Raw genomic sequence first — 20,466 nt, 5'->3', positions numbered from 1 at the left:
CGGGCAGCGCTCGCCGTCGTGACCTCGCGACCATGGGCACCGTGAACCTTCTCAACGGCCGCAGATTCGTGATGGTGAGCTCGACGGCGAGCGCGGTGGACCCGGAGCGGCCCACCGAGTTCCTCTACTGGGAGGCCGACGGCGTCGTGTGGGGCGAATACACCGGCGACACCGTGACCCACGGCCGCTTCGTCGGCACCCGGGACGGCGACCAGGTCAGCATCTCGTACGCGCACGCGCTGAAGGCCGGCGGCAAGGCGGGCGGCCAGAGCAACAGCCGCCTGGAGACCGAGGCCGACGGCAGGCTGCGCCTGGTGGAGGAGTTCCAGTTCGCGGGCGACGAGACCCGGCACGTGAGCGTGTGCACCGAGGTCGTCACCGCCTGAGGCTGCCGCCCGGGTCCCGGCCCGGGCAGGCCGGGGATCCCGGTCAGGTGTCCTTCTGCAGGGCCGCCCGGCCCTCGGCCGCGCCGACGAACCGCATCTTGCCGAGCGGCACCTCTCCGCCCTGCGCCTCCTGCGCGGGGCGGCGGGCGGGCCGGGCCTTCTCGCGGTCGCTCGGCAGCACGTACGGCCGCTTGAGCACCTCGTCCAGGATGAACACGGTCTCGGTGGCCTTCACCGCGGGGATGTTGGCCAGCCGTTCGGTCACCATGGCGTGCACCTCGGCGACGTCGCCCATCCGGACCAGGATCATCGCGTCGTGCTGACCGGTGGTGATCGCGCAGTACTCGACCTCCGGCATCCTCGCCAGTTCGGCCCTGAACTGCTTCCACATCTGCTGCCGCACCGTCACGAAGATCAGCGCGGTGATGCCGAGCCCGGTCCTGACGGGGTCGATCTCGGCGGTGAACCGTTTGATCGCCCCGTCGGCCCGCAACGCCTCGAACCGGGTGTAGGCGTTCGCCCGGGAGATGCCCACCCGCTCGGCCAGTGCCGCGACCGAGATCCTGCCGTTCTCCCGCAGGACCTCGAGGATCTTCATATGGGTGGCGTCCAGCTCCAGACCGATGCCGATCCGTCCAGGCTGAACACCGCCGCTGCCGTCATTTCTGGAAATTTCACTCATAGTTACCTCACGCCCCTTTATATCCGTCTTGGTGACCGTACGGAGCCTGGACATTCTGCCTGACAATCCTGGACATCTTCGTTCCAACCGTCCATCTGGAGGACACCCATGGCGACCCGCTCGCAGACGGCGGCTGTGCTGCTCGCCGGTGCACTCGCCCTCGCCGCCTGCGGAAGCGGCGGTACCCAGGCCCCCGCCGCCCAGAGCGGCGGCAAGACCCTGGTCATCGACACGTCCTTCGACCTCAAGACGGCCGACCCCGGACGCACGTACGAGCCGACCGGTCTGATCGTGGGCAAGGCGACGTACGAGACATTGCTCACCTTCGACGGCGCCGACGTGACCAAGCCGGTCCCCGCGCTGGCCGAGTCCTACGAGCTCTCGGAGGACGGCAAGGTCCTGACGCTCAAGCTCAAGCAGGGCGCCACCTTCGCCGACGGCTCCGCCATCACCGCGGACGACGTCGTCTTCTCGCTGACCCGGGTGCGCGACATGAAGGGCACCCCGTCGTTCCTGCTCGACGGCGTCGAGATCGCCAAGACCGACGACTCGACGATCACGATGACGTCCAAGAACGCCAACGCCGCGCTGCCGTACATCCTGCCGAACCCGGCGCTCGGCATCCTCAACAGTGACGTCGCCAAGCAGAACGGCGCGACGGCGGACGCGCAGGACAAGGCCGAGCAGTACCTCAACGCCAACTCGGCGGGGTCCGGACCGTACCTGATCGAGTCGTTCAACGTGAGCAGCCAGGTCGTGCTCAAGGCGAACCCGAAGTACCACGGGACCAAGCCGGCCTACGACAAGGTCGTGATCCGCAACGTCGAGGCGGCCACGCAGAAGCTGAACGTCCAGCGCGGCGACAGCCAGGTGGCGCTGAACCTGTCCGGTGACCAGGTCGCGAACATGCCCGCGACGCTGCAGGTCGACAAGACCGCCTCGGCGAACGTCATCTTCCTGCTGGCCAACCAGGACTCCGCGGTCAGCAAGACCACGCCGAACGCCAAGTTCGTGGAGGCGGTGCGCAAGGGCGTCGACTACGCGGGCCTGCTGGAGCTGGCCGGTGAGGGCTCGACGCAGGCGCCGGGCGTCATCCCGTCGCAGCTGCTCGGCGCGCTGCCGGCGGACCAGGCGGTCAAGCGCGACGTCGAGGGCGCCAAGGCGGCCCTGGCGGCGAGCGGGCTGTCGAACCCGACGGTCAAGCTGGAGTACCCGACCGAGCTGACCGTGAACGGCCTGTCCTTCCAGCCGCTGGCCGAGCGCGTCCAGGCCAACCTGAAGGAGGTCGGCATCACGGTGGACCTCCAGCCCGCCCCGGTGACGACGGCGCTGGACAACTACCGCAACGGCAAGGAGGAGATGGGCCTGTGGTACTGGGGCCCTGACTACCCGGACCCCAACGACTACCTGGCGTTCCTGCCCGGCCAGACGGTCGGCAAGCGGGCCGGCTGGCAGGCGGGCGCGGCCAAGGAGATCGAGGCGGCGGGCGAGAAGGCCGCGACCGCGATCGGCGACGAGGCCCGCAAGGAGGCCTACTTCGACGTGCAGACCAAGCTCAACGCCTCCGGGCCGTTCATCCCGCTCATCCAGCCGAGCCAGAACATCGTGACGGCCGCCTCGGTGACGGGACTGGAGTATCACCCGGTCTGGACGGTCGACGTGGCCGACCTGGGCGCGAAGTAAGCACGTGTCCGAGAAGGACGAAGCAGGCGCGGCGGCGGTGCCGCCGCCGCGCCCCCGCCCCAGGCGGCGCGGGCTGCCGCCGCTGGCCAGGTTCCTGATCCGGCGGATCCTCATGGCGGTCCTGCTGGCCTGGGGGATCACGCTGGTGACGTTCGTGCTGACGAACCTGGTGCCCGGCGACCCGGTGGCGGCGAACCTGGGCCAGCGAGCCCTCGGGGACCCGGCCATCGTGGCGCAGTGGCGCGCCGAGCACGGCCTGGACAAGCCGCTGTGGGAGCAGTACGTGCTGCACCTGCAGGGCGTCGTCCAGGGCGACCTCGGGATGAGCCAGCAGAGCCACCGCCCGGTCAGCGAGGACCTGGCCGAGTACGTGCCCGCCACGCTGGAGCTGGCGGGCGCGGCCATCCTGGTCTCGCTGGTGCTCGGCGTGGCGTTCGGCGTGGTGGCCGCGCTGCGCAGGGACAGGCTCTCGGATCACGTGCTGCGCGTGCTGAGCCTGGTCGGCATCTCGGTGCCGACGTTCTGGCTGGCGCTGGTGGCGTTCTACGTGTTCTTCTACCGGCTGCAGATCACGCCGGGCAGCGGCCGGGTCGATCCCGCGCTGGGCGCGCCTCCGGGCGTGACGGGGTTGCAGACGGTGGACGCGCTGCTGGCGGGCCGATGGGACATCTTCACCTCGGCCGTCGGCCACCTGATCACGCCGGCCCTGGTGCTGGCGCTCTACACGATCGGCCTGCTGACCCGCTTCACCCGCTCGGCGGTGCTGGAGGTGCTCGGCCAGGACTACGTGCGGGCGGCCCGGGCCAAGGGGCTGCCCGGCAGGACGATCCTGCTGCGCTACGTGCTGCGCTCGGCGCTGGTGCCGATCATCACGGTGGCGGGCCTGGCGTTCGGCAGCCTGCTGTCCGGCACCGTGCTGGTGGAGGCGATCTTCGCCTGGCCCGGTATCGGCCAGTACGCCTACAAGAGCGCCACCAGCCTGGACCTGCCCGCCGTCATGGGCGTCGGCCTGGTGGTGGGCGTGGTCTATCTCGCCATCAACCTGATCGTGGACGTGCTGTACGGCGTGATCGACCCGCGAGTGAGGCTCCAGTGAAACGGGATCCCCTGGCCCGCAAGGGCCTGCTGAGGCGGCTGCCGGAGGCGTGGCGGCAGCCGCTGGCCGTCGTCGGCGTCGTGATCGCGATCGTCTGGCTGGTGGTCGCGGTGGCCGCGCCCGTGCTGGCGCCGCACGACCCGCTGGCCCAGGACCTGCCGCGGCTGGCCGCGCCCGGCCCCGGGCACTGGTTCGGGACCGACCAGCTCGGCCGCGACATCCTGAGCAGGGTCATGTACGGCGCGCGGGTGTCGATCCCGCTGACCGTGATGCTGGTGGCTCTGTCGGTGCTGATCGGCGGCCTACTCGGCGCCTGCGCCGGATATTTCGGTAAATGGGTGGATGAGACGATCATGCGGGTAGCGGACCTGGTGTTCGCGTTCCCGACCGTGATCCTTGCCATGGTGGTGGCCGCAGCGCTCGGGGCCAGCCTGACCAACGCGGTGCTGGCCGTGCTCGTGGTGGCCTGGCCCGCGTACGCCCGTGTCACGCGGGGGCTGGTGCTGGGCGTGCGGGAGCGCGAGTTCGTGCTGAGCGGGCGGCTGCTGGGCTTCTCCGCGTGGCGGTCGCTGCGCGTGGACGTGCTGCCGAACGTGACCGGCCCGATCCTCGTGCTCGCCACCCTGGACATCGGCACCGCGCTGCTGCTGCTGTCGGGCCTGTCGTTCCTGGGACTGGGCGCCAAGCCGCCGTCCCCGGAGTGGGGCGCGATGGTGTCGTCGGGCGTGGAGGTGTTCGACAGCTGGTGGGTGGCGACCTTCCCGGGCCTGGCGATCCTGACCGTGGTGCTGGCGTTCAACTTCCTGGGAGACACGCTGCGGGACGCGCTGGATCCGCGTACGGCCCGCGCCATCAAGGAGCGTGCGCTGTGACGCTGACCATCACGGACCTGAAGGTGTCCATCGGTGGCAAGGACATCCTGCGCGGCGTGGACCTGTCGCTCCAGGAGGGCAGGGTGCACGGCCTGGCCGGCGAGAGCGGGTCGGGCAAGACCATGACCGGGCTGGCCGTGCTCGGGCTGCTGCCGCACGGCGCGCGCGTGACCGGGAGCGTCGCGCTCGGCGGGCGCGAGCTGCTCACGCTGCCGCACAAGGAGCTCAACCGGGTGCGCGGCGGCGAGGTCGCCATGGTGTTCCAGGACCCGGCGACGAGCCTGCACCCGATGCTCACGATCGGCAGGCAGCTCACCGAGCACATGCGCCACCACCTGGGCGTGGGCAAGGGGGAAGCCAGGGCCAGGGCGGTGGAGCTGCTGGGCAAGGTGCGCATCCCGGGCGCGCAGGAGGCCTACGGGCGCTACCCGCACCAGTTCTCCGGCGGCATGCGGCAGCGCATCGCCATCGCGATCGCGCTCGCCTGCTCCCCGAAGGTGCTGATCGCCGACGAGCCGACGACCGCGCTGGACGTGACCGTACAGGCGGGTGTGCTGCGGTTGCTGCGCGGCCTGTGCGACGAGCTCGGCCTGGCCGTGCTGCTCGTCACGCACGATCTGGGCGTGATGTCGGCGGTGGCGGACGAGGTGAGCGTGATGAAGGACGGGCTGGTCGTGGAGACCGGCCCGCGCGGCCGGGTGCTGCGCGAGCCCGCGCACGCCTACACCCGCTCGCTGCTGGACTCCCTGCCCGACAGCAGTACTGATGAGGGGGTTCGATGAGCCTGCTGACCGTCGACGACCTGGTCGTCGAGCACCGCTCCCCCGGCCGTCCCGTCGTCAGGGCGGTGGCGGGAGCCAGCCTGGAGGTGAACGCGGGCGAGGTCGTCGGCCTCGTCGGCGAGTCCGGCTGCGGCAAGTCCACCCTGGCCCGCGCCGTCTGCGGGCTGAACTCGGTCACCGAGGGGCGCATCGCCTTCGACGGCGAGCCGGTGACGCCGCTCGGCCTGCGGCGCAGGAAGCTGACCGGCATCCAGATGGTGTTCCAGGACCCGTACGCGTCGCTGAACCCGCGCCGCCGGGTGGGCGACCAGATCGCCGACGGCCTGCGCACCTCGGGCGACACCGTCACCAAGCCGGCCGACCTGCTGGAGCGCGTCGGCCTGCCGCGCGACTTCGCCGGTCGGCATCCGCACGAGTTCAGCGGCGGCCAGCGGCAGCGCATCGCGATCGCCAGGGCGCTGGCGGCCAGGCCGCGGCTGCTGATCGGGGACGAGCCGATCTCCGCGCTGGACGCCTCGGCCCAGTCACAGGTGGCCACCCTCATGCGGGACCTGGCCGTGGACTCGGGCGCGGGGCTGCTGTTCATCAGCCACGACCTGTCGATCGTGCGGCTGATCGCCGACCGGATCGCGGTCATGTATCTGGGCCGGATCGTCGAGACCGGCGCCACGGCCGAGGTGTGGGCGAACCCCCGCCACCCCTACACGCAGGCGCTGCTGGGAGCCATTCCCAAACCCGACGGGCTGGGCGTGCTGCCCGCCGAGTTGCCGGGCGACGTGCCCGACCCGGCCGACCCGCCGCAGGGCTGCCGGTTCAACCCGCGCTGCCCGCACGTGATGGACGTGTGCCGGGTCAAGGATCCGGACTTCGGCCCGGTCGCCTGCTGGCTGCACGAGCCGTCCCGCGCCCACACGCCGTGAGTCCGGAGGCGGCGGGCGCGGATGCCGCCAGGCTGGGCGCCGTCCGGGTGGCCATGGCCGAGGGCGGGGTGGACGCCCTGGTGCTGCGCCCCTCGCCCGACTTCCGGTTCCTGGGCGGCAGCGGTGACGGCTTCCTGGTGGTGACCAGGGACGCGGTGGCGGAGACGGGTGATCCGGCACAGCATGTGCCAGGTGACGCGCGGCGGGTGGGCGTGGATCCGGAGATGCGGGTGCGCGAGCTGTTCGGGCTGGCGATCGAGGCGGAGCTGGTACCGGCCACCGCCGTGCTGGAGCCGCTCAGGCTGCGCAAACTGCCCCGGGAGATCGATGCCGTCGGGCGGGCGGCGCTGGCCGTGGAGGCGGTGCTGGGCCAGGCGCGGGAGCTGGCCTGGTTCGGCGCCACGGAGCGGGGCATGGCGGGCAGGCTGCGGATGCTGCTGCTGGAGACGGGCTGCGAGGAGGTGCTGTCGGTGCGGGTCGCCGCCGGCGAGCACACCGCACGGCCGGGTCACCCGCCGGGCGGGCGGGTGATCAACCCGGGTGACGCGCTGGCGATCTCGCTGTGCGGGCGGTGGGAGGGCTACTGCGCCGAGGTGGCGCGCGTCTTCGCCGTCGCCGAGCCGCCGGAGGACTTCGAGGCCATGTACTCGGTGGTGCTCGCCGCGCAGCGCGCGGCCCTGGCCGCGGTACGGCCCTCCGCCCCGGCCGCCGGTGTGGCCGCGGCCGCCGGGGACGTGATCGACGGCAGCGGCTACGGTCACTTCGCGGCGGCCTGCGCCGGCCGGGGCGTCGGGCTCGGCCACGACGAGGGCCCGCGCCTGCGGCCGGGCGAGGAGACCGTGCTGGAGCCGGGGATGACCCTCTGTGTCGAGCCGGCGATCTACGTGCCCGACCTGTTCGGCGCCCGGGTGGCGGACGTCGCGGTCTGCACGCGGGCGGAGGCGGCGGTGCTGACCACGGTCCCGGACGCGCTGCACGTCCTGGAGCGCTGAACCGGTCCCGGTGGCGCGGCCCGCCGGCCGACTGGACGACCGTGTGTCATGGATCGCGACAGAGGGTAGTCATGCCCCATGCTGCGCATCGGCACGTGGGGCGCCGCCGGCTCGGCGGATCTGGTCGCGTGCGGATGGCGCGACGGCCAGCCGGGACATCTCGAGACCGGCATCAAGCTGATCTTCGAGGCGACCGGGAACGTGCCCGAGATGCCCGGCCTGAAGGTGGCGACGCGGGCGGTGCGGGGTGCTCCGGAGATCGCGCGGGCGCTGCTGTGCGGCCTGGACGTGGTGCTGGCTGCGCCGGACGACCCGGCCGCGCCGGTGGTCGCCGCGGGCATCTGGCACTACGGCTGGACCGTCGCGGACTCCGGCGCGCTGGCGAGCGCCACGGTGGCGGGCCTGGCGCTGGCGGGGCTGCCCGCGCCGGGTGTGCTGGAGATCCGCCGCGACGGCCGCGCCTGGCTGGACGGCGGCGTCACCGTGGCGGACGTGCTGGCCCGCGTCACCGCCCGCCACCCGCCGGACGAGGCGGCGGCGCTGCTCGCGGCGGTGCGGCTCACCCAGGAGCGGCCGTCGCGGATCCGCGTCGAGCCGGGCGCGTAGGAGGCTCCGACGAAGACGGCCGCCCTCTTGGTTGTCTGGCACGAATCCCCCGCGCGCGCCGTGGCGTACGGTCGCGATGACATCCGATGCACCGAGAGGAACGACGGCATTGATCGCCATCAGGGAGCTCCACGAGATCGGGGAGTTCGAGCAGGTCATGGCGCTGTTCGAGAACATCTGGCACTTCGATCCGGGCAGGCAGCCGATCACCGTGGAGCTGATGCTGGCTCTGGCGCACGCGGGCAACTACGTGGCGGGCGCCTTCGACGGCGACCGGATGGTGGGGGCGTCCGTGGCGTTCTTCGCGGCGGGCTCGGCACTGCACTCGCACATCACGGGAGTGGCCGGAGCTCCTGGCGCCGGGCTGGCGCTCAAGCTGCACCAGCGGCAGTGGGCGCTCGATCGCGGGCTGGCGCGGGTCACCTGGACGTTCGACCCGCTGGTGCGCCGCAACGCCCACTTCAACCTGGCCAAACTCGGCGCCCGGCCGCACGAGTACCTGCCCGCCTTCTACGGGGTCATGGACGACGCGATCAACCAGGGTGACGAGTCCGACCGGGTGCTCGCCGTCTGGCCGCTCACCGCGCCGCGCGTCGAGGCCCTCGTCCGGCGGGGGCCGGTGCCGGTCGCCGTCCCCGCCAGCGCGGTGGTGGCGCTGGCCGACGAGGACGGGTGGCCGGTTCCCGGCCCTCGCACCGATGCCCCGGCCGTGCTCGTGGCGGTGCCCGAGGATGTCGAGCGGTTGCGCCACGCCGACCCGGGAACGGCCAAGGCGTGGCGGCATGCCGTACGGGAGATACTGGGCGGCATGCTGGCCGACGGGGGAAAGATCACCGGATTTCATGACAAATCGTTTTATGTAGTGGAGAGAACGTGAAGATCACCGGAGTTGAGCTGCGCCGGATCGCGATGCCGCTGGTCGCGCCGTTCCGCACCTCGTTCGGCACCGAGACGGCCCGCGACGTGCTCCTGGTCCGGGTCGTGACGCCGGACGCCGAAGGCTGGGGCGAGTGCGTGGCGATGTCCGAACCGCTCTACTCCTCCGAGTACGTGGACGGCGCGGCGGAGGTGATCCGCCGCTTCCTGCTCCCCGCGCTGCCCGCGAACGTGGACGCCCAGTCGGTCGGCCGGGCGCTCGAGCACGTCAAGGGGCACCGGATGGCCAAGGCCGCGCTGGAGACGGCCGTGCTCGACGCGCAGCTCAGAGCGGCCGGCGAGTCGTTCGGCCGGTTCCTGGGCGCGGCCCGCGACCGGGTGCCGTGCGGGGTCTCGGTCGGCATCATGGACTCGGTCCCGCAGCTCCTCGACGCGGTCGCGGGCTACCTGGACGAGGGGTATGTACGGATCAAGCTGAAGATCGAGCCCGGCTGGGACCTGGAGCCGGTCAGGGCGGTGCGCGAGCGGTTCGGCGACGGCATCCTGCTCCAGGTGGACGCCAACGCCGCCTACACCCTCGTGGACGCCCGCCACCTGGCCAGGCTGGACGACTTCGACCTGCTGCTGATCGAGCAGCCGCTGGCCAACGACGACCTGGTCCAGCACGCCAAGCTGGCCACGCAACTGAGCACCCCGATCTGCCTGGACGAGTCCATCGAGTCGGCCGAGCACGCGGCGGCCGCGATCGCGCTCGGCTCGTGCTCGATCGTCAACATCAAACCCGGCCGGATCGGCGGCTACCTGGAGGCCAGGCGCATCCACGACCTGTGCCGGGCCAACGGGATCGCGGTGTGGTGCGGCGGCATGCTGGAGACCGGCCTGGGCCGGGCCGCGAACGTGGCGCTGGCCGCGCTGCCCGGGTTCACCCTGCCGGGCGACACCTCGGGCTCGCGCCGCTACTATGCGACGGACATCACCGAGCCGTTCGAGCTGGCCGACGGCCACCTGGACGTGCCGACCGGCCCGGGCATCGGCGTGGAGCCGATCCCCGGGATCCTGGACGAGGTCACCACGGCCAAGGAGTGGATCCCGCTGTGACCGACGCTTCGAGGAATCAATGGCGAGCATCATCGCGGAGCTTCTTGACCGGCACGAGATACTCAAGTATCCGGAGGGCGTCGCCGACGTCGAATCGGCGTGGAGGCCGACCGGGATCGACAGCGATCCGGAAGGCTGGATCGGCAGCGGTCCCGACGGAATCTCGATCGACGGCCTGACCGTGCGGGCAACCGGCGGTGAAGCAGGAACCCTCACGGGCGACCGTGGGAATCCCCTCCCTTCGGGGAGGGGAGGAAGTCAACAGACCTCCCAGCAGGCGACCCGGTGGGCGTCGCCGTACTCGCTCAGTGGGGGACGCTCGGCCGGGCAGCGCGCGAGCGGGCAGCGGGGCGCGAACGCGCACCCCTCCCCCACCTCGGAGGGGGCGGACTGGCGGCCCGGGATGCTGGCTAACGGAGCGACCGTCGGTATCCATGCCAGGCAGCGAGGTGATGAGCGCCCGCGTGTAGGGGTGCGTTCCAGCCGATCTGGTGCTATGGCCCAAAGATCCGCATCTGCAGCATAACGGTCAGCCTGGCGTCGGGGTCGGCCAGGTCGAGCCCGCTGATCTCGACGAGCCGCTTGAGCCGGTAGCGGAAGGTGTTGGCGTGCACGTGGACGCGTGCCGAGGCGAGGTTGACGTCGCCGAACGCGTCGAGGTAGGCCCTCAGCGTGGCGGCCAGCTCGCTGCCGTGCTCCCGGTCGTGGGCGAGCAGCCGCTGGTAGGGGCCGGTGGGGGTCTGCTCCTCGGCACCCGCGACGTCGGCGACCTGCAGCAGCAGCGACTCGAAGTGGACGGTGGTGTAGCCGGCGGCCGCGCCCGAGGTACCGCGGGCGCGCAGCACGCGCAGTGCCCGGTCGGCGTCGGCCCGCGACCTCGCCACCTGGCCGAGGCTGGCGGCCAGGCGGCCGACGCCGATGTTGGCCGGGTGGCGCGGGCCGACCCTGGCCAAGAAGTCCTGGGCGATGTGCACCGCCCGCGCTTCCTCGTCCTCGGCGCCGGAGTTGAGCGGCAGGACGGCGTAGGCGACCGAGCCGACCAGCGCGGCGGCCGCCTTGGGGTGGATGGTGGCGACGTGCAGGGCGAACGCGTCGCAGAAGCGCTGCCGGTCGCTCTCGCCCCGCGCCGGGTCGGCCTCGGGCAGGTCGGTGAGCTGGGCGGCCAGCACGCACAGCCGCTGCGTGGCGACGCCGAGCCGGCCCGCCGCCTCCGCCGCGCCGGAGCCGCCCGCGAGCACCGTGGACAGCAGGTCGGCGCGTAGCCGCCGCTGGGTGTCCGCCCCGGCCCGCTCGCGCAGCAGCCGCAGCGCGACGACCTTGGCGGCGTCGGCGAACGCGCGGTGCCGCTGCTCGGTGAGCGGCTCGTGGACGGCGGCCCAGATGGAGCCGAGGATCTCGTCCCCCGAGCGCACGGCGACGGCGGCCCTGTTGATGCTGTCGCCGGGCAGCTCCATGTAGATGGGCTCGCGGCTCTGGTAGAGCTCCTTGAGCAGGCCGCGCTCGTCCAGCATGCGCTGGTAGCGCTCGGGCACCTGGCGGCCGAGCACGGTGGCGATCCGGCCGGCGTCGGCCTCCTCCTGGCGCCCGGAGTAGGCCAGCACCATCGAGGACCTGTCCTCGATGGTGACCGGCGCGTCGAGCAGCGCGCAGACGGCGTTGGCGAGGGAGAACAGGTCGCCGTGCGGCTCCTCCCCCGGCTCGGCCAGCTCGCCCTCGGCCATGAGCGAGCGCAGCAGGGCGGCGATCTGCGACCAGGAGGCGGCCCTGGTCAGGCCGAGCACGGCCACCCCGGTCTCCGCGACCGCCGCACGCACGTGCTCGTCCGCGTCGACGGGCACCTTCACCACGACGCCGGCGGCCTGGCCCGCCGACTCCAGCAGGGCGCGGATGTCCCCGGCGCGGTGGATCCCGACGGCGAGCACGATGCCGCCCGGCGGCACCGGCTGCTCGTCGAGCGGGTCGTGGATGTGCACCCCGCTGACCTCGGCGTCGAGCGCGCCGGGCGAGACGGCCACGTCGAGCACCGTGCTGCCCAGGTCGTGCAGGATACGCCCCAGGCTGGCGCGTGGGCGGCTGCTCATCCACTCACCATAGGGGTCGGGCGTCTTCAGGCTCGCAGCCGGTCCACCGCCAGGCGGGCGGCCCGCCCGATGGCCGCGTCGGCCGCGGGATGCCGCCCGCCGAGCTTCGCGGTGCGCAGGAACACCGCGACGGCATAGCGTCTGCCGTCCGGATATTCCACGACTCCGGCCTCGTTGCGTACGCCCCACAGGGTGCCGGTCTTGCCGGAGACGCGTACCTCGTCGGGGAACCCGGAGGCGAGCCGGTGCGGCCAGATCTGCTCGCCCATGATCGCGCGCACCTCGGCGCACGCCTCCGCCGGGCCCGCCTCGTCCCGCCAGATGCGGGCGAGCAGCGTGGTGATCTCGCGGGGCGTGCCGGAGGTGGTCCGCTCGGGATCGCGGACGGCCAGCGGCTCGATCAGCTCGGGCGGCATGCCGTCCAGCTCCGTGGTGCCGAGCTCGGCCGTCACCTGCGCGAACAGCTCGGCGCAGCCGCCGATCAGCCTGGTGCGCCGTAGCCCGAGACCGGCGAGGGTGGCGTGCACCCGGTCCAGGCCGACCCGGCGCAGCAGCACGTCGGTGGCGGCGTTGTCGCTCATCGTCATCGTGAAGTGGGCGAGGTCCCTGAGGGTGAGCGAGACGTCGTCGGCGCAGCCCGAGGTGCCGATGCCGCCGTCCTTGTCCGCCGCGGTCACCGTCAGCCGTTCGGTGCGCTCCAGCTCCCCCGCCGCGGCCTGCCTGGCGTACTCCAGGACCACCGCGATCTTGAACACCGAGGCGAGCACCACGGGCTCGTCGGGGTCGAGCCCGAGCTCGGCGTCGCCGTCGACGTCGCGGGCGTGCACGAAGCCGCGCGCGCCCACGTCGTCGAAGATCGCCCGCATGTCAGCCCGTCTTGGGGGTGGCGCGCGCGCCCAGGTGGACGTACGGGGAGCCGTCGGCGAGCTGGTAGAACACGGCGGACAGCCAGTCGGGGTCTCCGGCCGGGCGGCCGACGAAGGTGACCTCGTCCAGCGGGACGAGGTCGATCTCCTGCGGCTCCTGCAGCGCGGCGAGCGCGCCGGTGGCCTCCATGAGCATCCGCAGCCCGCCCTCGCGCCGGGTCATCGTGATCCGCGCCCCGGCCCGTTCGTAGACGCCCGCGTAGCGGCCGGCGTCCACCTCGACCGGGGCCTGCGGCGGGCCGAGCTTGGGCGGCACGGTCAGGACGCCGAGCTCGGCGAACAGCTCGGTGACGACGGCCCGGGTGAACGCTCCGCTGTGGCCGCCGTTGGCGGCGACGCAGGCGATCGTGCCCGTGTCGGGCACCATCCAGAGCATCGCGTGCTGGCCGATGGTGTTGCCGCCGTGCGAGATGACGCGCCGGCCGTCCCACTCGTCGAGGATCCAGCCGACACCCCACTGGCTGCCGAGCGCGTGCGGGTTGGGAATGTCGACCTGCGGCTCCCACATGGCCTGCGGGTCCTCCAGCAGGCCGCCTTCGAGGTGGGCGCGGGCGAAGGCGACCACGTCGGAGGGGCGGGCGCAGATCAGCCCGACAGGCCCGGCGGAGCGCATGAGACTCCAGACGGGGGCGGGCTTGCCGTCCATGTGGCCCATGGCCGCGCGGAAGCGCAGCACATCCTCCGGCAGGGTCCAGGTGTGGGTGAGGCCGAGCGGCTCGACGATCCGCTCGCGCAGCACCTCGTCCCAGCTCTTGCCGGTCAGCTTCTCCAGGACGCGCCCGGCGATGGTGAAACCGGAGTTGCAGTAGGACTGGGTGGCGCCCAGGGGGTGGTTCTGCGTCAGGTCGGCGCAGGCCTCGACGTACTTGGCCACGCAGTCGTCGCCCCGGCCGGTGTCCAGGAACAGGTCGCCGTCGATGCCGCTGGTGTGCGACAGCAGGTGCCTGATCGTGACGGTCTTGGAGACCTCGGCGTCGGCCACCCTGAAGTCTGGCAGCACCTCGGCCACCGGCGTGTCGAGCGTCAGCTCGCCCCGCTCCACCGACTGCATCAGCATGGTCGCGGTCCACACCTTGGTGACCGACCCGATCTGGAAGAGGGAGTCAGGGGTGGCCTCCACGCCCGTGTCCACGTTGAGCACGCCTGCGGCGAACTCGTGGACCTGGCCGTCGTGCAGGTAGGCGAGGGCCGCTCCCGGCACCTCGTACCGCTCGATCAGCTCGGCGAGCCGGTGACCCATTGCTCCAGCCACGCGATGATCCTCTCGTTGTAGTCCAGGCGGTGTGAGGGGCGTCCGTCGAGCAGGAACAGATGGGACGCACCCGGATAGCGCACGAGCCGTACCGGCACGCCGCGCTCGCGCAGCGCCGTGAAACCACTGCTCGGCCTGGCTCACCGGGCAGCGGTCGTCGTTCTCGCCGTGCAGGATCAGGGTGGGGGTCGTCACGTCGGTCACGTGGGTGAACGGGGACTGCGCCGCAACCTCACCCCCACATTCAAACATTTTCAGGAAATATCCGGCATCTGAGGTTCCGGACATGCTGTTGAGGTCTGTTACGGCTTCTCCGGGGATGGCGGCCTTGAACCTGTCCGTCCTGGTGGACAGCCAGCAGATCATGTAGCCGCCGTAGCTGTAGCCGGTCACGGCCAGCCGCTCCGGGTCGGCGATTCCGCCGGCGACGAGCTCGTCCAGTGGCGCCAGGAAGTCGTCGGCGTCGGCCAGACCCCAGGCGCCCACGGCCGCGGCGTAGAAGTCCTCGCCGTACCCGTCGCTGCCCCGGGGGTTCAGGGTGAGCACCGTCCAGCCGCGGGCGGTGAGTACCTGGTGGTAGAGGTGGGCGCCGTCGAAGACGGGCGCCCACGCGTTGTGCGGGCCGCCGTGCTGCCGTCAGGCGACCACACGGGCGCGCCCGTGCCGAGCGGCGCGGCGGTGAGCGCGGCGGGCTCGCCGCCGTCCATGGGCAGCAGGTGGATCTGCGGGCGGCCCTCGACCGGCCGGAGGTAGGCGAGCGTACGGCCGTCCGGCGACCAGCGCGGGCACGATGACCGAACGCTAGGCGAGCGCGGCCCCGCCTTCTTCGGTCTGCAGGACGAACGCGCCCGCCGGAGTTGTGCGCGCGGCCAAACGGAATATTCCGTTGCGGTCCGTTGCTCAGGATCAGCACTATGGTCCTCATGATCCGGCACGCATCGCTGACGACGCCCGCCCTCGCGGGCGCGTCCGGGCGTGCCCGCGACGGCCTGGAGCGCTGACCTCTTCCCGTAAGTCCTGAGAGTGACCCGGCGGGGAGAGGTAGCGGCCCTGACACGGGTCACCACGCGTCCAGGAGTCAAAGAGGAAGGGATCATGGCCAAGCAGGCCTATGTGCGCAACAAGCCGCACCTCAACATCGGCACGATGGGCCACGTCGACCATGGCAAGACCACGCTGACCGCCGCGATCACCAAGGTGCTCGCGGAGCGGGGCCAGGCCACGTACACGCCGTTCGAGCGGATCGACCGCACCCCGGAGGAGCACTCCAGGGGTATCACGATCAACATCTCGCACGTCGAGTACGAGACCGCCACCAGGCACTACGCGCACGTGGACATGCCGGGCCACGCCGACTACGTGAAGAACATGATCACGGGCGCGGCGCAGCTCGACGGGGCCATCCTCGTCGTGTCGGCGCGTGACGGGATCATGCCGCAGACCAGGGAGCACGTGCTGCTCGCCAGGCGGGTCGGCGTCGAGCACCTGGTCGTCGCGGTCAACAAGGCCGACGGCGCCGACCCGGAGCTCACCGACCTGGTCGAGCTGGAGCTTCAGGACCTGCTCGACGAGCACGGCTACTCCGGCACCCCGATGGTCCGGGTCTCCGGGCTGCGGGCGCTGGAGGGCGACCCGTCGTGGACGGCGTCGATCGAGGCGCTGCTCCAGGCGGTCGACGACCACATCCCGGTGCCGATCCGGTACGTGGACGCGCCGTTCCTGATGCCGGTGGAGAACGTGCTGACGATCACCGGTCGCGGCACGGTCGTCACCGGGGCCATCGAGCGCGGCGCGGTCCGGGTCGGCGACACCGTGGAGGCGGTCGGGTTCGGCGAGGGTCTCACCGCGGTGGTGACCGGGGTGGAGACGTTCGGGCGGACCATGGAGCGGGGCGAGGCCGGCGACAACGCGGCCATCCTGCTCCGCGGCGTCCAGCGGCAGCAGGTGCGGCGCGGGATGGTGCTGGCCGGGAAGGACAGCCAGCGGGCCCACCGGTCCTTCACCGCCCGCCTCTACCTGCTCACGGCCGACGAGGGCGGGCGGCGCAGGCCGGTCGCGGCGGGTTACCGGCCGCAGTTCTACCTGCGCACGACCGACGTGCCGGGCGAGCTGCTGCTGGCCGAGCCCGCACAGCCGGGCGACACCGTCGAGGTGTCGGTCGAGCTGGGCAAGGCCGTGGCGCTGGAGCCGGGGCTCGGCTTCGCCATCCGCGAAGGCGGGCTGACGGTGGGCGCCGGAACGGTGCTCGCGGTCACGGACTGACGTCTGAGGGCTGCCGGGATCCTGTACGGGATTCCGGCAGCCGCCGGTCGATCACGCCGGCCGGAGTCTCGAAGTCCACTTCCGGAAAATTGCCGGACCACGACGCCAGACCGATGAACGTAGCAGGCATTCCCACCCCTTGATCTCTCCAGGCATCCATTCCGCCGGCTCGGAGCGCCGAGACCGCCGGCCCTCGGGGCGAGGGCCGGCGGCGAAGGCGCCCTCGCTAGAGCGCCTCGAAGCGGAGCCGGAGGGTCGCCGGCTGGGCTTTGAGGTCGTACCGCGGGAGCGTGCCCGGGCCGCAGGCGGCGGTACCCACGCCGTGCTGGGCGAGGTCCAGGTTGACGTGCACCCGGTCGCCGGGCACCAGGTCCGGCAGGTGGGTGGCGCGGTCGAGGTCGGCGGTGGTCCAGCGGCGGACCGTCAGGCCGAACACCGGGTCGCCGGACACCCTGACGGCTCCGCCGAGCTCCGCCCAGCGGACGTCGGCACGCTGGCCGTTCTCCTGGGGGTAGACGTACGGCGTCTGGAGGTCCTCGACGGCGGCGGTCCATCTGCCCACCCTGGTGGCCATCCCGGTGTCGGGGTAGGCCTCCCCCGGCCCCCGGCCGAACCAGGTGACGCGGTCGAAGGTCGCCGGCAGGGACATGGCGACGCCGAGGCGCGGGATGGGGTCGGGCCAGTCTCCCTCGGGGGTGACGTCCACCGTCAGGTCCAGGGCTTCGCCGGAGGCGGTCCACCGGTAGACGACGCGCATGCCCAGGTCGGTGGCCGCCGGGGCGACGCGGGTGCGCACCACCAGGCCGTCGCCGTGCTCGACGCCGTCCACGCGGTGGGTCAGGCGGTGCAGACCGAGCTGGCGCCAGCGGAACTCGGCCCCGCTGTAGCGGTCGTTGTCGATGGGGGCTCGCCACAGCTCCAGCAGGGGTCCCTCGACGTCGATGCCGAACAGCCGGATCAGCCGCCCGGTGGCCGCGTCGAACGCCCCACCGCCGACACCGGCCTCCCCTGCCCTCGGGGACAGGCCCGCGGGGGAAGAAGCGGTGGCTCCCTCGGAGGGCGCAGCCGCGCCCGCCTGCGTGGTGCGGCGGGGGTCGCCGGCGCCCTGGTACGGAGCCCCACCAGGCGACAGGCGCGCCTGGCCCCAGGCCACCTCGTGACCGGCCGCGGCCCACGCCTCGTCGCGGGCCAGCACCGCCCGCACCGTCAGCCACCGCTCGCCGTCGCCTTCGGGCAGGCCGGGCAGCTTCACCTCTCCTCCGGAGGCGGGCACGTCGAGCGGGAACTCCGCGATCCGCACGCCTTCGACCTCGACCACGCCAGAGAAGGCCAGATGTGACAGGTCGCGGAACCCGTACTTGGCCGTCACCGTCACGGCGCCGTCGGAGAAGGCGAACCCCACCGGCTCGTACACCTTCTTGAGGTCCAGCAGCCCCGGCGAAGGCGTCCGGTCCGGGAACACCAGCCCGTCGATGACGAAGTTCCCGTCGTGGACGGGCTCGCCGTAGTCGCCGCCGTACGCGTGGCCGAGCGACGGATGCGCGAGCCCGTGGTCGATCCACTCCCAGATGAACCCGCCGGCCAGCCTCGGATACCGCTCGAACAGCTCCTGGTACTCCACGAGCCCGCCGGGCCCGTTGCCCATCGCGTGGGCGTACTCGCACTGCATGAACGGCATCACCCGCCGCCGCGCGTCGAGCTCCGGGTCGTCCAGGGGGTCCTCGACACCCTGGCCGATCGCCTCCACCTCGGCGTGCGAGGCGTACATGCGCGAGTACACGTCCACGTGCGCGCACGACCAGTCGCCCTCGTAGTGGATGGGCCGCGACGGGTCGCGCTCGCGGGTCCACTCGGCCATGGCGGCGAGGTTGCGGCCGACGCCGGCCTCGTTGCCGAGGGACCACATGACGACGCTCGGGTGGTTCTTGTCGCGTTCCACCGTGCGGCGCATCCGGTCGAGGTACGCCTCCTCCCAGCGCGGGTCGTCGCTGGGGTTGGCGCGCCAGCCGACCTGGCCGAAGCCGTGCGTCTCCAGGTCGCACTCGTCGATCACCCACAGGCCCAGCTCGTCGCACAGGTCGAGGAAGTCGGGGTGCGGCGGGTAGTGGCTGGTCCTGACGGCGTTGACATTGTGCCGCTTCATCAGCAGCACGTCCTCGCGCATGGTCTCGTACGGCACCGCGCGGCCGTGCTCGGGATGGAACTCGTGCCGGTTGACGCCCTTGAACAGCAGCGGCCGCCCGTTGGCCAGGAGGACGCCGTCCTCGATGCCGATGGTGCGGAAGCCGACGCGCAGCCGTACGGTCTCCTCCTCCAGAGTGACCACGGCGTCGTACAGGCGCGGTGTCTCGGCGGTCCACGGCTCCACGCCGACGTTGACGGGGGTGTCGGGCTCCAGGTCGGCGATGCCGAGCTCGGCGATGCTCAGCCGGCCCTCACCGGCGAAACTGAGCGTGCCCTGCCCGCCTTCGTACGAGGCGTGCACGAAGACGTCGGCGGCCGAGCGGGTGAGCGTGACGTCGCGGAAGATGCCGGGCAGCCACCACATGTCCTGGTCTTCCAGGTAGCTGGCCGCCGACCACTGGTGCACCCGGACGGCCAGCACGTTGCGTCCCGGCTTCAGCCACGGCCCGGCGTCGAACTCCACCGGCAGCCGGCTGCCGGTGGAGAAGCCCAGCTCGTGACCGTTGAGCCAGACCTTGGCGTACGACTCCACGCCGTCGAGGCGCAGCCGCCCGCCCGTCCAGCCGTCGGGCAGGTCGAAGGCGCGCCGGTAGTCGCCGGTCGGGTTCTCGGTGGACACGTTCGGCGGGTCGATCGGGAACGGGTAGGAGACGTTCGTGTAGGCGGGTGAGCCGTGCCCGTGCAGCGGCCAGTGCGACGGCACGGGCAGCTCGTCCCAGGCGGAGTCGTCGTGGCCAGGCTCGGCGAAGTCCTCCGCGACGTGCGCTGCCGGCGACAGGCGGAAGCGCCAGGTGCCGTTCAGGTCGAGGGCGGGGGCGTCGGAGCGCAGGGCGGCCCGGGGGTCCAGGCGGCCGGAACCAGGGGTGAAGTCTTCGCATTCCATCGCCGCAAGAGCCTAGAGCTTTGGGAGGATTTCGTCAGCGATGAGTATCGGGGTCGCCACTGGTCTGTCCCGGTGACAGAAGGAGAGTGGCATGGGCGACGTAGTGCTCAACATCACGGTGTCGGTCGACGGGTTCGCTACCGGGCCGGATGAGGACCTGTCGAAGCTGCACAGGTGGATCTTCAGCGACGATCCGGCGGACACGGAGGTGGCGGCGGAGTTCGCCGCCGAACCGGGGGCCTACGTCATGGGGATGGGCATGTTCCGGGCGGGTCAGGAACCGTGGGGGGACGAGCCGCCGTTCCCATGGCCGGTGTTCGTGCTCTCGCATGAGGCGAGGGAGCCGCTGGTCAAGCCGCCCGCGACGTACACGTTCGTCACGGACGGGGTGGAGAGCGCCGTACGGCAGGCCGGCGCGGCCGCCGGGGAGCGGGACGTGTGGGTGATCGGCGGGGTGGACGTGTGCCGCCAGGCGTTGCGTGCGGGGCTGGTCGACGAGCTGCGGCTGCACGTCGCGCACATGCTGCTCGGCGACGGCATGCCGCTGTGGGCGACGCTGAAGGAGACGGTGGAGCTGGAGCCGGTCCGGACGGCGCAGACGGCGGGTGTCACGCATCTGGCGTTCCGGGTGCCGAAGTGAGCGTGGCGGCGCGTTCCCGGCGCAGCTCGCGGGCCGTCCTGGCGACGTACCCGAGCAGCGCCGTCCGGTCGGTGCCCCGGCGCAGGAGCGCGCGCAGCGTCCATCCGGCCAGGCGGGGCGTGGTGAGCGCCCGGGCCGGGCGGACGACGCGCGAGTAGACGTCCAGGAAGCGGTGGCGGGCGCCAGCGTCCGCGATAGGTGCACGAGTTCCTGGAGGAGACACTGGTCAGGCTGCTGGAGGACGT

General features: G+C 72.1%; 19 protein-coding genes and 1 pseudogene. 13 read left to right on the top strand and 7 right to left on the bottom strand.

What is annotated here, in order from left to right; translation table 11 throughout:
• Positions 1 to 41 precede the first annotated feature (41 nt).
• Entirely contained in the window at positions 42 to 386 is a 345-nt protein-coding gene (locus tag V5E28_RS06280; RefSeq protein WP_336205411.1) for a hypothetical protein, read from the top strand.
• A 43-nt stretch (positions 387 to 429) separates the two neighbouring features.
• On the opposite strand, the gene V5E28_RS06275 is transcribed toward V5E28_RS06280, so the two are convergent.
• Positions 430 to 1,068 carry an Lrp/AsnC family transcriptional regulator gene (locus V5E28_RS06275; protein ID WP_336205410.1) on the bottom strand — a complete coding sequence of 213 codons (639 nt, stop codon included), beginning with the start codon at positions 1,066 to 1,068 and terminating at the stop codon, positions 430 to 432.
• Between the two features lie 108 nt (positions 1,069 to 1,176).
• On the opposite strand from V5E28_RS06275, the gene V5E28_RS06270 reads away from it, so the two are divergent.
• The 9 genes from V5E28_RS06270 (at position 1,177) to menC (ending at position 9,993) form a co-directional block, all read left to right on the top strand.
• Positions 1,177 to 2,751, top strand: coding sequence for an ABC transporter substrate-binding protein (locus V5E28_RS06270; protein ID WP_336205409.1), 1,575 nt, complete (start codon positions 1,177 to 1,179; stop codon positions 2,749 to 2,751).
• Between the two features lie 4 nt (positions 2,752 to 2,755).
• A complete protein-coding gene (locus tag V5E28_RS06265) occupies positions 2,756 to 3,847 on the top strand; it encodes an ABC transporter permease (RefSeq protein WP_336205408.1) in 1,092 nt (363 codons plus the stop codon).
• Positions 3,844 to 4,719 (top strand): ABC transporter permease, encoded by an 876-nt coding sequence (locus V5E28_RS06260; protein WP_336205407.1) that lies wholly within the window; start codon positions 3,844 to 3,846, stop codon positions 4,717 to 4,719. Before V5E28_RS06265 ends, V5E28_RS06260 begins: the two co-directional genes overlap by 4 nt.
• Positions 4,716 to 5,501, top strand: coding sequence for an ABC transporter ATP-binding protein (locus V5E28_RS06255; RefSeq protein ID WP_336205406.1), 786 nt, complete (start codon positions 4,716 to 4,718; stop codon positions 5,499 to 5,501). The genes V5E28_RS06260 and V5E28_RS06255 overlap by 4 nt, the downstream gene beginning before the upstream one ends.
• Entirely contained in the window at positions 5,498 to 6,421 is a 924-nt protein-coding gene (locus V5E28_RS06250; RefSeq protein WP_336205405.1) for an ABC transporter ATP-binding protein, read from the top strand. The genes V5E28_RS06255 and V5E28_RS06250 overlap by 4 nt, the downstream gene beginning before the upstream one ends.
• Entirely contained in the window at positions 6,418 to 7,413 is a 996-nt protein-coding gene (locus tag V5E28_RS06245) for a M24 family metallopeptidase (RefSeq protein ID WP_336205404.1), read from the top strand. Before V5E28_RS06250 ends, V5E28_RS06245 begins: the two co-directional genes overlap by 4 nt.
• Before the next feature lie 78 nt (positions 7,414 to 7,491).
• Positions 7,492 to 8,019: an acyclic terpene utilization AtuA family protein gene (locus tag V5E28_RS06240; RefSeq protein ID WP_336205403.1), complete on the top strand. Its 528-nt coding sequence runs from the start codon at positions 7,492 to 7,494 to the stop codon at positions 8,017 to 8,019.
• A gap of 109 nt (positions 8,020 to 8,128) precedes the next feature.
• Entirely contained in the window at positions 8,129 to 8,896 is a 768-nt protein-coding gene (locus V5E28_RS06235; RefSeq protein ID WP_336205402.1) for a GNAT family N-acetyltransferase, read from the top strand.
• Positions 8,893 to 9,993 (top strand): o-succinylbenzoate synthase, encoded by a 1,101-nt coding sequence (menC, locus tag V5E28_RS06230; protein WP_336205401.1) that lies wholly within the window; start codon positions 8,893 to 8,895, stop codon positions 9,991 to 9,993. The genes V5E28_RS06235 and menC overlap by 4 nt, the downstream gene beginning before the upstream one ends.
• A gap of 494 nt (positions 9,994 to 10,487) precedes the next feature.
• Here the strand turns inward: menC and V5E28_RS06225 are convergent, their stop codons facing one another.
• The 4 genes and pseudogenes from V5E28_RS06225 to V5E28_RS06210 all read right to left on the bottom strand — a co-directional run.
• On the bottom strand, positions 10,488 to 12,074 hold the full coding sequence (locus V5E28_RS06225; RefSeq protein WP_336205400.1) for a PucR family transcriptional regulator: 1,587 nt from the start codon (positions 12,072 to 12,074) through the stop codon (positions 10,488 to 10,490).
• Between the two features lie 26 nt (positions 12,075 to 12,100).
• Positions 12,101 to 12,940 carry a serine hydrolase gene (locus tag V5E28_RS06220; RefSeq protein WP_336205399.1) on the bottom strand — a complete coding sequence of 280 codons (840 nt, stop codon included), beginning with the start codon at positions 12,938 to 12,940 and terminating at the stop codon, positions 12,101 to 12,103.
• A gap of 1 nt (position 12,941) precedes the next feature.
• Positions 12,942 to 14,396 (bottom strand): serine hydrolase domain-containing protein, encoded by a 1,455-nt coding sequence (locus V5E28_RS06215; protein ID WP_442945777.1) that lies wholly within the window; start codon positions 14,394 to 14,396, stop codon positions 12,942 to 12,944.
• Positions 14,382 to 14,813: pseudogene (locus V5E28_RS06210) on the bottom strand (prolyl oligopeptidase family serine peptidase); the annotation flags it as partial. The pseudogene V5E28_RS06210 and the gene V5E28_RS06215, both read right to left, overlap by 15 nt.
• A 21-nt stretch (positions 14,814 to 14,834) precedes the next feature.
• Here V5E28_RS06210 and V5E28_RS06205 point away from each other — a divergent pair.
• Together V5E28_RS06205 and tuf are read left to right on the top strand one after the other, a co-directional pair.
• Positions 14,835 to 15,005 carry a hypothetical protein gene (locus tag V5E28_RS06205; protein WP_336205398.1) on the top strand — a complete coding sequence of 57 codons (171 nt, stop codon included), beginning with the start codon at positions 14,835 to 14,837 and terminating at the stop codon, positions 15,003 to 15,005.
• Between the two features lie 342 nt (positions 15,006 to 15,347).
• Positions 15,348 to 16,514, top strand: coding sequence for an elongation factor Tu (gene tuf, locus V5E28_RS06200; protein ID WP_336205397.1), 1,167 nt, complete (start codon positions 15,348 to 15,350; stop codon positions 16,512 to 16,514).
• A 226-nt stretch (positions 16,515 to 16,740) separates the two neighbouring features.
• Here tuf and V5E28_RS06195 read toward each other — a convergent pair whose 3' ends face one another.
• Positions 16,741 to 19,581, bottom strand: coding sequence for a glycoside hydrolase family 2 TIM barrel-domain containing protein (locus V5E28_RS06195; protein WP_336205396.1), 2,841 nt, complete (start codon positions 19,579 to 19,581; stop codon positions 16,741 to 16,743).
• A gap of 91 nt (positions 19,582 to 19,672) precedes the next feature.
• On the opposite strand from V5E28_RS06195, the gene V5E28_RS06190 reads away from it, so the two are divergent.
• Positions 19,673 to 20,221: a dihydrofolate reductase family protein gene (locus V5E28_RS06190; protein ID WP_336205395.1), complete on the top strand. Its 549-nt coding sequence runs from the start codon at positions 19,673 to 19,675 to the stop codon at positions 20,219 to 20,221.
• On the opposite strand, the gene V5E28_RS06185 is transcribed toward V5E28_RS06190, so the two are convergent.
• Complete coding sequence (locus tag V5E28_RS06185) at positions 20,190 to 20,444, bottom strand: hypothetical protein (protein WP_336205394.1); 255 nt, start codon at positions 20,442 to 20,444, stop codon at positions 20,190 to 20,192. The two genes, V5E28_RS06190 and V5E28_RS06185, sit on opposite strands and share 32 nt — an antisense overlap.
• Positions 20,445 to 20,466 lie beyond the last annotated feature (22 nt).

Source organism: Nonomuraea sp. LPB2021202275-12-8 (assembly GCF_037044575.1).
Taxonomy (GTDB): domain Bacteria; phylum Actinomycetota; class Actinomycetes; order Streptosporangiales; family Streptosporangiaceae; genus Nonomuraea.
This window is presented reverse-complemented; position numbering and strand designations above follow the sequence as displayed.

Coding starts and splice junctions, on each gene's coding strand:
- V5E28_RS06190 (WP_336205395.1), top strand. CDS start 19,673: ATGGGCGACGTAGTGCTCAACATCACGGTGTCGGTCGACGGGTTCGCT.
- V5E28_RS06195 (WP_336205396.1), bottom strand. CDS start 19,581: ATGGAATGCGAAGACTTCACCCCTGGTTCCGGCCGCCTGGACCCCCGG.
- tuf (WP_336205397.1), top strand. CDS start 15,348: ATGGCCAAGCAGGCCTATGTGCGCAACAAGCCGCACCTCAACATCGGC.
- V5E28_RS06270 (WP_336205409.1), top strand. CDS start 1,177: ATGGCGACCCGCTCGCAGACGGCGGCTGTGCTGCTCGCCGGTGCACTC.
- V5E28_RS06220 (WP_336205399.1), bottom strand. CDS start 12,940: ATGCGGGCGATCTTCGACGACGTGGGCGCGCGCGGCTTCGTGCACGCC.
- V5E28_RS06225 (WP_336205400.1), bottom strand. CDS start 12,074: ATGAGCAGCCGCCCACGCGCCAGCCTGGGGCGTATCCTGCACGACCTG.
- V5E28_RS06275 (WP_336205410.1), bottom strand. CDS start 1,068: ATGAGTGAAATTTCCAGAAATGACGGCAGCGGCGGTGTTCAGCCTGGA.
- V5E28_RS06240 (WP_336205403.1), top strand. CDS start 7,492: ATGCTGCGCATCGGCACGTGGGGCGCCGCCGGCTCGGCGGATCTGGTC.
- V5E28_RS06250 (WP_336205405.1), top strand. CDS start 5,498: ATGAGCCTGCTGACCGTCGACGACCTGGTCGTCGAGCACCGCTCCCCC.